Origin of the sequence: Clostridium pasteurianum BC1 (assembly GCF_000389635.1) — a bacterium.
GTDB classification, from domain to species: domain Bacteria; phylum Bacillota; class Clostridia; order Clostridiales; family Clostridiaceae; genus Clostridium_I; species Clostridium_I pasteurianum_A.
On the sequence record NC_021182.1, the window covers coordinates 3,706,139 to 3,719,297 of the forward strand.

13 protein-coding genes are annotated in these 13,159 nt (G+C 31.6%); 2 read left to right on the forward strand and 11 right to left on the reverse strand.

The window, feature by feature from the left end; translation table 11 throughout:
* Positions 1-6: 6 nt before the first annotated feature.
* The 9 genes from CLOPA_RS17430 to CLOPA_RS17470 form a co-directional block, all read right to left on the reverse strand.
* Positions 7-534: a 2-oxoacid:acceptor oxidoreductase family protein gene (locus tag CLOPA_RS17430; protein WP_015616750.1), complete on the reverse strand. Its 528-nt coding sequence runs from the start codon at positions 532-534 to the stop codon at positions 7-9.
* Positions 527-1,372 carry a thiamine pyrophosphate-dependent enzyme gene (locus CLOPA_RS17435; RefSeq protein ID WP_015616751.1) on the reverse strand — a complete coding sequence of 282 codons (846 nt, stop codon included), beginning with the start codon at positions 1,370-1,372 and terminating at the stop codon, positions 527-529. Before CLOPA_RS17435 ends, CLOPA_RS17430 begins: the two co-directional genes overlap by 8 nt.
* A gap of 1 nt (position 1,373) precedes the next feature.
* Entirely contained in the window at positions 1,374-2,546 is a 1,173-nt protein-coding gene (locus tag CLOPA_RS17440; RefSeq protein WP_015616752.1) for a 2-oxoacid:ferredoxin oxidoreductase subunit alpha, read from the reverse strand.
* On the reverse strand, positions 2,543-2,800 hold the full coding sequence (locus CLOPA_RS17445) for a 4Fe-4S dicluster domain-containing protein (RefSeq protein WP_015616753.1): 258 nt from the start codon (positions 2,798-2,800) through the stop codon (positions 2,543-2,545). Before CLOPA_RS17445 ends, CLOPA_RS17440 begins: the two co-directional genes overlap by 4 nt.
* Before the next feature lie 217 nt (positions 2,801-3,017).
* Complete coding sequence (locus CLOPA_RS17450; protein ID WP_015616754.1) at positions 3,018-3,806, reverse strand: ABC transporter permease; 789 nt, start codon at positions 3,804-3,806, stop codon at positions 3,018-3,020.
* 26 nt (positions 3,807-3,832) lie between these two features.
* Positions 3,833-4,846: an ABC transporter substrate-binding protein gene (locus tag CLOPA_RS17455; RefSeq protein ID WP_015616755.1), complete on the reverse strand. Its 1,014-nt coding sequence runs from the start codon at positions 4,844-4,846 to the stop codon at positions 3,833-3,835.
* A complete protein-coding gene (locus tag CLOPA_RS17460; RefSeq protein WP_015616756.1) occupies positions 4,843-6,402 on the reverse strand; it encodes an acyl--CoA ligase in 1,560 nt (519 codons plus the stop codon). The genes CLOPA_RS17455 and CLOPA_RS17460 overlap by 4 nt, the downstream gene beginning before the upstream one ends.
* A gap of 18 nt (positions 6,403-6,420) precedes the next feature.
* Entirely contained in the window at positions 6,421-7,197 is a 777-nt protein-coding gene (locus CLOPA_RS17465) for an ABC transporter ATP-binding protein (protein WP_015616757.1), read from the reverse strand.
* Positions 7,198-7,617: 420 nt separating this feature from the next.
* Positions 7,618-8,577: a serine hydrolase gene (locus CLOPA_RS17470; protein ID WP_015616758.1), complete on the reverse strand. Its 960-nt coding sequence runs from the start codon at positions 8,575-8,577 to the stop codon at positions 7,618-7,620.
* A 323-nt stretch (positions 8,578-8,900) separates the two neighbouring features.
* Here CLOPA_RS17470 and CLOPA_RS17475 point away from each other — a divergent pair, with 323 nt between their 5' ends.
* Together CLOPA_RS17475 and CLOPA_RS17480 are read left to right on the forward strand one after the other, a co-directional pair.
* Complete coding sequence (locus CLOPA_RS17475) at positions 8,901-9,341, forward strand: LytTR family DNA-binding domain-containing protein (protein ID WP_015616759.1); 441 nt, start codon at positions 8,901-8,903, stop codon at positions 9,339-9,341.
* A gap of 9 nt (positions 9,342-9,350) precedes the next feature.
* Complete coding sequence (locus CLOPA_RS17480; RefSeq protein ID WP_015616760.1) at positions 9,351-9,794, forward strand: DUF3021 domain-containing protein; 444 nt, start codon at positions 9,351-9,353, stop codon at positions 9,792-9,794.
* A gap of 1,017 nt (positions 9,795-10,811) precedes the next feature.
* Here CLOPA_RS17480 and CLOPA_RS17485 read toward each other — a convergent pair.
* Positions 10,812-11,762, reverse strand: coding sequence for a carbohydrate kinase family protein (locus tag CLOPA_RS17485; RefSeq protein WP_015616763.1), 951 nt, complete (start codon positions 11,760-11,762; stop codon positions 10,812-10,814).
* Between the two features lie 25 nt (positions 11,763-11,787).
* A complete protein-coding gene (locus CLOPA_RS17490; RefSeq protein WP_015616764.1) occupies positions 11,788-13,155 on the reverse strand; it encodes a family 4 glycosyl hydrolase alpha-galactosidase/6-phospho-beta-glucosidase in 1,368 nt (455 codons plus the stop codon).
* Between the last annotated feature and the right edge of the window lie 4 nt (positions 13,156-13,159).

Below are 13,159 nucleotides of genomic sequence, written 5' to 3' on the forward strand. Positions count from 1 at the left end.
ATTTCTTTAAATCAAATTATATCCCATTTCAAATGCTTTCTTATTTTCTTCTTGAAAGCGTATTATACGTTCTAGCATTGCTTTTAAAACATTCTCTTTATCTAATATATCTGACATCAACTTGCTTAATACTCCTAAAACAATGACATTAGCAAAAAGTTCTTTACCTAATTCATACGTAGCCAACTCTCTTGCATTTATAGACAAATGATTAACTGTTGATTCATTGTTAAGTTCAACGTATCCTGGATCATATATTATAGTCCCATTTTTAACTAAGCTGATAAACTTATTATAAGCTGCTTTTGATAATGCACAAAAATAATCTGGATTCTCAACTATTGGACTATCTACCGGTGCATCAGAAATAACTACCTGACTACGTACATATCCACCTCTTGTTTCTGTACCATGACTAATTAGCATAGTTGTATATGCTCCTTGATAGACAGAGGCTAAACTTAAAATCTGTCCTATTCTAACTACTCCTTGTCCACCAAAACCACTAATTAGTATTTCTTTTCTTTTAGCCATTTGTATGCCTCCTTTCTATATCTGCTACCCATTTCTTCAAATGTTCAGCAAATTCTGGCTGACTATTACTATGATCATAATAAACCCCAGTATAGAACATAGTTTCATCAGAGGATGGCTTTTGTACTCCACTAACAGTTCTTTCTTTAAACCATTTATATGCATCTACCGGTTTACGAGTTCCTAATGCCTTTCCCATAAAATTTGTAACACAGGGATATGATATTTGCACAAGAGAAAAACCTTTATTTTGAATGGCCTTTTTTATACTTTCCACTGCATTTTTTCCCTCTATGCTTGTGTGCCTTGCAAGAAATGTAGCTCCTGCCTCTCTAAGTATATCTAGTATATCTCTTCCATTTTGAGTCCAATTTTGCTCCATCATTCCATATGGACTACTATCAGTAACATATCCTTGTGGAGTTGTCCAACCATATTGACCTCCTGTAGATTGATAACCAAAGTTATCGGCAACTATAACTGTAATATCTACATTTCGTCTAATACAATGAAGAAGATGAAGCAATCCAATACCAAAAGCATCTCCATCACCTACAGTAAGTACAATCTTTTTTTCTTGTGGAAGAGCTAATCTTAGTCCTGTAGCTATAGCATAAACTCTACCATGAGTTCCAGCGAAATTATCTCCTTTCCAAGTATTAAAAGTCTGACGTCCAGCACAACCTATTCCTGTTCCCCAGACAACATCCTCTGTTCCTAGTCCCAATTCATCAATAGCTAAAAGAACCTTTTTATGTACTTGACCTAAACCGCATCCACTACAAGCTGTGCTTGGTATTTTTCTTGAGCGAAGATATTTTTTTGCTAAATAATCCATATTACCAGGCCTCCCTTTCCCATGGTCTTGAAACAATTGGATCACCCTTTAAAAGTGTTTCCGTTATTTCAATTAATTCTGATACCTTTGGCAGTTCGCCGCATTTTCCGACAAAATGCACTTCACTACCTTTTGGTACAACCCTCTGAACTTCTCTTACAAGTTGTCCATCAAAATTTAATTCTACGGACAAATATATAGCTTTTTTATTAAAAATTTCATCAGGGAATGGCCAAATAGAAATCAGCCTTATACCTCCAACTTTTAACCCTTGCTTTCTTGCTTCATCAACTGCACTTTTTACTACCCTTGAAGGACTTCCATAAGCTACTAGTATGATATCAGGATTATCTTCTAAATGATAAGTTTCATATTTATTAATTATATCCTTATTATTTCTAATCTTATAAATAAGCCTATGAGCATGCTTATGTTGCCATTCAACTTCTTCTGTGTCATAGCCTTCAGCAGTTGGTGTCCAGTCCGAACATGCAGCACCAGTATTATGACCTAAAACTACTGGTGGTATATCAACTTCATCAGTAGAAGGATAAAATTGTGGTCCGTAGTTAACTTTTCTAGGTATAACTTTTAATCCCATCTCTTTAATTTCATCTTCCGTTTCAGGAATAATTAAAGTTTCCCATCCGTCTGTAACCAATTGATCTGCCAGTATAGTTACTGGAGTTCTAAAACGTTCTGCTAGATAAAAAGCTTCAACAGTTATTGAAAAAGCTTCTTGTACACTATTAGGTGCTAGTACTATAGTCTCAAAATTACCACCATGAGTTGGATACCTACTTAAATAAAATTCTCCTTGACCAGGTGCACCAGTAATACCGCTTACAGGGCCAACTCTCTGGGCATTTACTATAACTAGAGGAATTTCGCTAGAAATGGCCCAACCATATGGATCTGCAAAAAGAACATATCCTGGTCCGGAAGTAGATGTCATTGCTTTAAGACCGCCAAGAGATGCTCCAATACAGATGTGTAAAGAAGCAAGTTCATCTTCTCCTTGAACGTAATATCCACCTACTTGAGGTAATCTTCTAGACATATTTTCAGCTAGTTCAGTTGCTGGAGTAATTGGATATCCTGCATATACTCTACATCCAGATATAATGGCTGCTTCAGTTATAGCTGCATTTCCTGTATCAAATATTCTCTTCATTTTTCTTCACCCTCTTTTCTCTTTTCTTTTACATCAATAGCAAAATCAGGACATATATAAAAACATTTTAAACACCCTATACATTTTTCTGTATTAACTGCTTCTACAGGTCTATATCCTTTTTCATTAAAGGATTCTTTAATAATAAAAATTCCTTTAGGGCATACCTCTGTACAATATCCACATTCTTTACATGCAGATTCATCAACTTCTACACAAAATCTACTATTTACTTTTACTACCTCATTACTCATGTATTGTCGCATCTCCCTTCCCAATTTATATATCAATTAAGTATTAACTTACAAATACAATTATATCCTTATCCATTAGTCGTAAGCTCACCACTTCTGCAAGTCGTAAATTACTAACTCAACTTGTTATGGACTCTCATATTACACACAAATGCTTCTCTCTTTAGATTGATTAAACTTATATCCATATTGGCTAAAACTTCACATAAGTAAAGTTTTAGCTTATACTTTTACGCCAAAAACGAGTACGTTTCTCTAATGGGTCAAATAATATTTCCTCAAAGATTAGCATTATTACTCCTAGACATACCATAGTTACAATAGTAATATCAGTCCTTCCTGTAGCTCTGCCTTCGCTCAGCATATAACCAAGACCATTTGGAACTCCTACCATTTCAGCAGCTATAACCACTCTCCAAGCAAATCCAAGTCCTAAACGAAACCCTGTTACTAAATAGGGAATAAGGCTTGGAAGCATTACTCTTTTAAGTACCTGAACATGAGTTGCCCCCATAGTTCTAGCTGCATCTACAAGAGTTGTATCAACAGCTCTTACACCCTGCATAGTATTAATTAAAACAGGGAAAATAGATCCAACAACTATAATAAATATTGCAGCTTCATTTCCTAATCCAAACCATAATATTGCAAGAGGTACCCAAGCTATACCTGGAATAGGTGAAAAGATACGTACAAAAGGTTCAAATATGTTATTTAAGGTAGGCTTTAATGCCATAGCTAAACCCAAGGATAAACCTATAATTACTGATATGACAAAGCCTATCATTACTCTGAATAAACTTATAGATAACTGTTCTATTAAATAGCCTGTAGATAGTTCATTCCAAATTGTAGCTAGTACCTTTTCTGGTGGTGGAAGAAGCAATGCTGAGTACTCCGCTGGCATTTTCCCAAAAAGTCCAGTTACTGAAGCTACATGCCAAATAATTATAAAAATAATTACTGCTAAAGCTCCCTGCCATCTTCTCTTATATTTATGTTTCATAACACAATTCACCTTTCATAATCAATTTATTTTTTAGGCAAATACTTTAAGTCAAATAATTTATCTTTTGATGGAACACTTTTTAGATATCCTAGCTCATTTGTCCATTTTAAAGTTTGAAGTGTAGAAGAAGTATCTACTTGCCAAGTATAATCTAGTCTCTGTCTTGCTTTTGATACAATGCTTTTATCTAATTTTAATTCCTTGGCAATAACATCGTTTGCCTTATCAGGTTGGTTATTAATAAAGTCAACAGTTTCCTTGTTGGCACTTAAAAACTTTTTCAATACATCTGGATGCTTGTCAATAAAAGATTGACTAGCTATAACTACATTAACTGGATAAAATGATTTTCCATTATTCTCTTTTTTCCATTCAGCACCTGCATCATATAATACTTTAACTCCTTTAAATTTACTTTCTGCTTGAGTAGCAAATGGTTCCCATGTAATAACTGCATCTACTTCCTTTGTTACCATTAGCGCTGTAGGCATGTCTGCCGGAGCCAATCCAGTAATTATTTTTGTATCTTTGCTTGGATCTAATCCTGCCTTTTCTTTTAAAATTCTAGCTCTTAACAAAGTATCCACCACAGAACCAGGATTGGTATCTCCTATTTTTTTACCCTTTAAATCTTTTATGCTATTAATACCTGTATCCTCTCTTGTAAGAAGTACATGTCCACCACCATTAGCAGATGCAACTACTTTTAATCCTACTCCCTTTTCCTGCCAAGTAGCTACAGGAGCTATTCCTACATATGCAATATCTAACTTACCTGTTGCAAATGCCTGCATAAGAGTAGTTCCATCTTGAAAATCTACAATTTCAGGTTTGATACCAGCCTTCTCAAATGTTCCATTATCCTTACCCACATAAGGTGTAACTGTACCTAATGCTCTATTTGTTCCTATTCTTACAGACTCTATTTTGCTTGATGATGTGGCTTGTGCTTTACTACCACTGCCACTGCTGCAACCCGTAAAAGTTGCACCAAATACTAGTATTGTTGCTAATAATATACCTGATATTTTTTTCATATAAGTTGTTCCCCTCTTTCACATTTTTGTATATCTTCATATACTTTTACCAATTTCTTTCTTTGTATTTTTCCACTAGGACCTTTAGGTAAATCGTCTACAAAAAATATTTTCTTTGGCACTTTAAAATCTGCTAACTTATTACTACAAAAAGACAATATTTCTTTTTCATCAATTTTTTGTACAGGTCTTAGTTTTATGAAAGCTACTACTTCTTCTCCATAAAAAGAATCTGGTACACCAACCGCAGCTGCCATTTCCACTTCTGGTAATGAATACAATACTTCGTCTACCTCTCTAGGAGATATTTTTTCTCCTGCTCTATTAATAATTTCCTTTCTGCGTCCTGTAAGAAATAGGTAACCATCTTCATCAAAATATCCTAAATCTCCAGTATAAAACCATCCATTCCTAAATGATTCTAAATTAGCATTTAAATTATTACTATAACCATTGGTTACGTTATCCCCTCTTATTACAACTTCTCCTACAACATCTGACTTTAAATCACTACCATTTTCATCTATAACTTTAATTTCATTTCCCACAGGCAAGCCTACAGAACCTGCTTTTCTTACTAAAGGAGGTAAAGGATTAGTTGTTACTTGACTACTGGCTTCTGAAATTCCATAGGATTCAATTACCGGAACTCCAAATCTATTTTCAAATTCATTTAATATTGCTACCGGTAGAGAAGATGATGCAGATCTTGCAAATCTTAAGGATGATAAATCAAATTCTTCTCTTATTGGTCTTGAAAGAATTATAGATAAAATAGTTGGTACTACACTAAACCAAGTAACTTTGTAATATTCAACCCAATTCCAAAACTGGCTAGCTCTAAACTTTTTAGGCATCACAACTTTTCCGGCAGAAAATAGTGGACTAATTAAAGTTACAACTAATCCATTAACATGGAATAACGGTAAAACACAAAGTGCTATATCATTTTGGGTTAATTTGTGACCTTTATGTACATTTTCAGCTTCAGATAATAAATTCCCATTAGTTAAAACCACACCTTTAGGCTTTCCCGTGGTCCCAGAAGTATATAATAATAAAACTTCATCCTCCAATTTCAAATCCTCATTAATAGTATCATCAATATCTTCAAACTGCTTAGATAACTGTATTATCTTTAGCTCTCCACTTGAACCAAATTCAGTATTTAATCCTTCAAGTTTGAAATTTAGTTCTTTGCTATTTAGATCTTTCATACCATCTATGTCGGTAATTATAAATTTTGCATCTGAATCTTTTAATAAATATTCTATTTCTGCTGATTTTAAGTTAGGGTTAATAGGAACAACTACTCCACCACTGGTAACTACCGACATAAAACTTACAGCATAATTTAAGCCATTGAATAATAAAATAGCTACTTTATCACCCTTTTTCAGTCCCCTATTCATTAATTTATTACTTAAGTTAACTATCTCCTCGTAATATTCACCAAAGGTTAGTTTAGTTTCATCTTCTGGGGAGAAAATAAATAGTTCTGAACTATTATTTTTACCTCTAAATTCTATTAATTCTTTAATAGATCTAAACTCCATTCATACTCATCTCCTATATCAGATGCTATAATCTATATCTTCAGATTGTTGATATCCATATTGTTCAAATACATGATTTCTAATTTTAATAAAATCATAATCAGTTCTTTTGCGCGGTCTAGCCAAAGGTACTGGAACTACTGTTTTAACTTTTCCTGGACGAGAATTCATTACTACTATTTTATCTGCCATGTATACTGCTTCTTCTATATCATGAGTAACAAATATACAGGTAAAACGCTGCTTTTGCCATAGACTCATAAGTTCATCCTGCATATTCATTCTAGTAAAGGCATCTAGCGCACTAAAAGGCTCGTCCATAAGCATCATTTTAGGTTTCATAGCCAATACTCTTGCAATAGCCACCCTTTGTTTCATACCTCCCGATAATTGATGAGGATATGCATTTTCAAATCCCTTAAGTCCAACAAGTTCAATACATTCATCTACTTTTTGTTTACGTACTTCCTTTGGAACTCCCTTTAACTCTAGTCCAAAAGCAATATTCTTCTCTACAGTCAACCAATGAAATAATGCATAATCCTGAAAAACCATACCACGCTCTGGATTAGGTCCTTTTACCTCATTTCCATCTACATTAATCACTCCTTCATCAATACTTTCAAGACCTGCTAACATCTTAAGAAGTGTAGACTTACCACAACCTGAAGGTCCTAAAAGACAAATGAATTCATTCTCTTCTACATTAAATGATACGTGATCTAATACGGTCATATATTTTTCCAATTCATTTAGTTGAAATTTCTTACAGATATTATCAAAAACTATACTCATATACGACTATACACCTCCTTATCTAATATTATTGAAATACCCCATAAAAACACCAAAGAGGCCCTTGGCATGCTAAACAAGTATATTCTATAAATATAAAATACACTTAATGCATTCAAGAGCCTCTAGTTTTTCTAGTCAGCTTATTCCTACAATTTATATATGTTATCTATGATTAATTATACAATTATTATAACTACACTAGGTAAATATGTCAATGACAAATAATGTATCTAATAAATAATTTGTATTTTTCATCGTAATATCACTATTTTTGTTATTTATTGTCCAATATTTACTTATTTTATATTTTTAGTACTTATGTACAAAATAATAATTTATATTCTCAACTATAGCATTGATTTCATCGTAAGCCTTTATTCCAATTTTACCATCTTATTAAAACTTATTATATGAAGTCTAATTCCTATTTAGAGATGTCTTTAATTCCATTTCATCTTCACTACTATCAGAGTTAAAAGTTATAAATTCGCCATAGATCTTTTTGGATAGCTGAGCAATAAACTCATCACTACCACCATTAGTCATAATTGATATTACATAGGGATTATTTGCGTAAACAACTGCAACATCATGATTATAAGCTCCATTTATACCAATCTTATGGGCTACTTTTACCGGCAAATATTTAGGAATTTTCACTTTATCCCAATTTGTATTTTGCAAGTTCTTTATAGACTGCCCACCTTGATTATATACTGATTTCATTAATAATGCTGTTTCTTTTGCTGAAAATTCTTTAGAGAATTTAACTATATTTCTTGATATTATATTACTTATGTAACTTTTAAAAGTGCCATTATTTTTGTCACAAACATAATATCCTAACATATTTGAAGCTAAATTATCAGAGTAACTGCAGGTATATTTTAATAATGTGACAACACTGACTGATTTACCATCATATATATTATTTTGTAACTTACCTGTGCCTCCTCTAATCATAGCTCCTGATATATCATTTACATAATCATGATATTTGAATTGAGTATCTGCACTTATAGTCCCTTCATTGAGTTTCTTTTGCGTGTATAAAATCCCTGGCAATTTCCCCGTGCTTGCAGAGTAATAAATTTTATTTTCATTTATTCCAAAACTCTTTCCACTGTTCAAATCAATACAATATACTCCAACATCTTTTGAACCTATATATCCTTTTGCAGTTTGTTTTGCACTTTCAATCCTGTCTACTTGTTTAGAAACATTATTTAATGATGAATCAGATAAAATTGTTTTTTGAGCAAGCACTAATTCTTTCTGTTCAAAATTTCTTTCACGGACATTAAATCCTACTACTGTGGACATTAATAGGACCATAATTGCTCCACTTAAAATTGATGTTAATTTCTTTTTCTTCATTGAGCTTCCACTCCTAATATTATAATAAAATATAAATTAAAATTTTTAATCACATTATATATTTACACATTATCTCCTTATGGTATTCATTAGTTTCACTATTTCACTCATTTTTGGATTTTATACTAAAAGTAATATTTAAAACTTTAATTTTTATTTTTTTATATCTAATAATATATGTTCCTAGCACTTTTAACTTAATAACTTCCTTTATCCTTAAATAAACCACTTATATAGCATAAACTACCATCCATGTATTTTATATTGTTTAAATTACTATATGAAATATAATGTAAGTATAAAGAGTACAAGGAGTGGATTCAATGAAAGTGGAAGTGATTTTAGATGCTGATTCCAAAGAACCTCGTATAGTTGTTTATACAGACGAAATAACTAATGAAATACAGCAAATTGTAGACAACCTTTCAAATAAGCAAATAAATAAATTAGTTGGACTTAAAGAGCAGAAAATATTTTTACTAAATCCTGACGAAATTTATTGCTTTTATAGCGAAAATCAAAAGATATTTGCTAAAACAGATAAAGATGTACTGTGTGTTAAGCAAAAACTTTATGAACTTGAAGAGAAATTTAAAGGTACGTCCTTTGTTAGAGTATCAAACTCCTGTATTGTGAATATATCTAAAATTAACAATCTAGAACTCTCCTATTCTGGAACAATACAAATTAATTTCAAAAATAATGATAAAGAGTTTGTATCAAGAAGGTATGTATCAAAAATAAAAAAATATTTAGGAATATGAGGTGATCTTATGACTATAAAAAAAGCGATATTAAGAGGACTTTTAGGAATTCCTGTAGGAGTTTTTATAAGTACAACTATTGGACTAATTATTTCATTAATTTATGGAAAACTAGCTGTTATTCCCGCAGCAAATGAAACAGTAAATCCTCTATCAGCTTATACAATTCAATATGTTGTAAGTATTGTTATTGGATTTGTCTTTGCCTTTGGCTCAACTATATTTGAAGTTGATAAGTGGAGTATTGCAAAGCAGACTACTATACATTTTCTTCTTACTTCAATAGTATTCCTTCCCTGTGCCGTATTAGCAGGATGGGTGGATTCTGATTTCTTATCTATAGCTATATATTTTGCAATTTTTATTTTCATATATATTGTGATTTGGATTAGTCAATATTTTGCTTGGAAAAATAAAATCACAAAATTAAATAAAGAACTCAAGAATAGATAAAGATAGTCTATTCCAACAAATGTCAGTATCTAGTAGGTGATTTCATTAATTGAAATCACCTACTAGGTACTACAATTACGTATTATCTTTTTTTATACTTAGAACTACAATTATACGGAGAATAAAATTGGGGATACCTGTACTCATGACATCAAAAGTGCGAATTACCTCTGGAATGACAATAAGCATAACTAGCATGATGATGGCCAGTACAAAAAAATAGTTAACAAAAGACTTACAGGACGTTTAAACTTTTTATATATGCCTGTTTTATCTTTTGCATTAGCAGGAAACATATTACTTTCAATTGTTTTCATTGGTACATTGAGAATAAATGCTATGCAAAGCCCCACTAAGAAAAGGGTCAGTATTCCAAAAATTGTGCTGAAAAAGTAGGATACAGTGAACTTTCAAAAATTGGTAACATAGTGAACAATTTTTGTTGCTCCAGTTCCCACCCCCCCTTATAATATAAAACATAATAAAAATTGTATATATCTATAGATAAGCAAAAACACGCAGAGTATTTACTTTGCGTGTTTAAAATATTTTATCCTCAGCTTTTGCATCATCAGCATCAGATTCATCTTCAATTTCTTTTTCACTTGTTAAGTTTGTTATACCTGCATACATATGCTATATGAAGCACAAACTTCCAGATTCTAATATGATCCCAGTCCCATAGAATATGGATTTATACTTCTTATTTTTACCATTCATCATTAAAATCTGTATATTGCTCAACTTCCCCTTTATTTTCAACAATCTGTAGTTTTAGTAATGCAATTTTATCATCTTCATCAATATTAAAAACCATAACATTAAATCCCCATTATATTTTAGGTAATGTTTTTCTTTTGCACCGTATAAAATATCATTGTTTGTAGCGGTTTTTCTAGACATTTTTTAGCACCTCTTCAATATAACTTTTGATGCTTTTGTATTATAAAAATTAAAACTGTCAATCGGTTATATATTCATGTATAAACTAATGGCAGTTATGCAAATACTAAAACTTTAATTTCTTGATATTGAAGTATATTTATCTGAATTTTTCTTAATAAAATCCATAACTTTTTCAATATTAGGAAAACTTGTATTCCCACCAAATCCTGTGGTGGAGAGTGCCCCACATGCATTTGCAATACTTAAACATTGTTCTATACCATAATTATTTAAATAACTGTAAATAAAACCAGCGTTAAAGGAATCACCAGCTCCAGTTGTATCCACTGTATCAACTTTATAGGCTTGTTTTCTATAAAGTTTGTTATTAACCTTTGCTATTGATCCACTACTGCCTAATTTTATTACAACTAAATTTCCATAATAGGTAAGTTTGTCAAGAGCATCCTCCACCTTACTACATCGACAATAATGAAGTGCTTCCGTTTCATTAGGTAAAAATATATCTACTAATGATATAATATTAAATATACGAGAATCCCATTCACCAGTATCATCCCATCCTACATCTAATGAAGCAGTTAAATTGTTCTCTTTTGCCATTTTAACAATTTTTATAAAGCTATCATGTGTTTCTTTGCAATAACCTGTTAAGTGAACATGTTTAGCTTGTTTTAGATAATTGCCATTTATCTTGTTGAAATCTAATTTTCCATTTGAGCCTTTATAGGTTATAAAAGTTCGGTTTTTTGAATTTGTCAGTGCCACTGTTATTCCAGTACTATTCTCTTTTAAAACATTAATATGGCTTGTATCAATATTAAGCTTGTTCATTTCTGAAATGAGAAATTTACCATATAAATCATTGCCAACAACGCTATTAAAGGAAATATTCATACCTAGTTTAGCCAAGCCAGCAGCACATAAAGCCGCTCCCCCACCTAATTTCAAGAACATATTATCCACTTGTTTTTCTTCTCCAGCTCCTGGAAGCTTCTCAATACCTGCAAAAACCAAATCTGGATTAATGTCACCTATAGTAATTACATCATATTTATTCATATTTTCCACCTTACGTAATTTTTATTTATTTCCAAACTCCAACATATTCTTTATTTACATTTAAGTATTCGTCAACAATACTTCTTGAAATTGAATATGAACCAACTAGAGGATGTGCCATTAACGCTTCATAGGCCCTTTTTCTTGATTTATTAAACACTGCATCAATTGTTAATTTTTCATATAATTTTACTTGTTTCATAAGCAATAATGTTTCTTCAGAGACTTCCCCTATGCTTATAGGTTTAACTGTACTCTTTCCAATATTACAGGTCACTTCAACCACATCATCATCCTTCATATTAGCTATGGCCCCCTCATTTGGAACCGATAAAATTATTTCTTTACTCTTTTCATTATTAATTCCTTCAATAAAGTCAAGAGCTACACCAGCATATCCCTCAAAATCTAGTTCTAATTTTTTTTCTCTATTATTAAGCTTATCTTCATTAGTTTCTACTGACATGTAGCTATTTTCCCTCATATTACAGTACTTATAATATATTTGTAACGCCTCTTTGGGTTTATTGTTTATATCAATTTTTTCCAATAAATAAAACATTTCATTATTAATTTTTTCGATATATTCTCCTCTTGTATAGTTTGATGACAATATGTTTTTTATTGATTTTTCTCTATAATAATAGTAATATAAATATTCATTTGGAAGTACTCCCAGCATATTAATCAAGTCTTTTTCAAATACTGCCAATGCATTTATTTTTTCTAATTTTCTATCATCCTGTAATAAATTTTTAATAACATCTTTATTATTTGAGCTATCTACTACTTTCCTTGTCCATGAAAGGTGATTAATCCCATATTGCTCAAAATCCAGCTTTGAATATTCTACTTTTTCAGCAGCCGCAATTTGAGATTTTAATTCACTAGGTGCATCACATATTCCAATGACTTTATGGAGCCCCTTATCTCTTGCTGCTTGAGTTACAAGTCCTGATGGATTAGTAAAATTTAAAATCCATGCTTTGGGATTAATCTCACTTATTAATTTATAGTAATTTAGTGCTACCGGAATAGTTCGTATTGCCATTGAAAAGCCACCTGCTCCAGTTGTTTCCTGTCCTAGCACCCCATATTTCAAAGCTATTCTCTCATCATTTGCTCTGGCCTTTTCCTTGCCTACACGTATTGTTGTAACAATAAAATCAGCATTCTTTACAGCATCTTCTATTATGATAGTCTTTCTTATATTTATCTTCGAATTCATTTCCTTTGCTGCTTCCGAACATAATTTAGTAATTATATTTAGTCTTTTTTCATCATTATCCATCAGTACTAAACTATCTATGCCAATTTTTTCTGATCTTTTTATAATGGATTTAGTAAAGAATACTGTTCGAACTCCGCCTCCGCCTATTAATGCTATTTCCACTGAA

Coding starts and splice junctions, on each gene's coding strand:
- CLOPA_RS17430 (WP_015616750.1), bottom strand. CDS start 534: ATGGCTAAAAGAAAAGAAATACTAATTAGTGGTTTTGGTGGACAAGGA.
- CLOPA_RS17435 (WP_015616751.1), bottom strand. CDS start 1,372: ATGGATTATTTAGCAAAAAAATATCTTCGCTCAAGAAAAATACCAAGC.
- CLOPA_RS17440 (WP_015616752.1), bottom strand. CDS start 2,546: ATGAAGAGAATATTTGATACAGGAAATGCAGCTATAACTGAAGCAGCC.
- CLOPA_RS17445 (WP_015616753.1), bottom strand. CDS start 2,800: ATGAGTAATGAGGTAGTAAAAGTAAATAGTAGATTTTGTGTAGAAGTT.
- CLOPA_RS17450 (WP_015616754.1), bottom strand. CDS start 3,806: ATGAAACATAAATATAAGAGAAGATGGCAGGGAGCTTTAGCAGTAATT.
- CLOPA_RS17455 (WP_015616755.1), bottom strand. CDS start 4,846: ATGAAAAAAATATCAGGTATATTATTAGCAACAATACTAGTATTTGGT.
- CLOPA_RS17460 (WP_015616756.1), bottom strand. CDS start 6,402: ATGGAGTTTAGATCTATTAAAGAATTAATAGAATTTAGAGGTAAAAAT.
- CLOPA_RS17465 (WP_015616757.1), bottom strand. CDS start 7,197: ATGAGTATAGTTTTTGATAATATCTGTAAGAAATTTCAACTAAATGAA.
- CLOPA_RS17470 (WP_015616758.1), bottom strand. CDS start 8,577: ATGAAGAAAAAGAAATTAACATCAATTTTAAGTGGAGCAATTATGGTC.
- CLOPA_RS17475 (WP_015616759.1), top strand. CDS start 8,901: ATGAAAGTGGAAGTGATTTTAGATGCTGATTCCAAAGAACCTCGTATA.
- CLOPA_RS17480 (WP_015616760.1), top strand. CDS start 9,351: ATGACTATAAAAAAAGCGATATTAAGAGGACTTTTAGGAATTCCTGTA.
- CLOPA_RS17485 (WP_015616763.1), bottom strand. CDS start 11,762: ATGAATAAATATGATGTAATTACTATAGGTGACATTAATCCAGATTTG.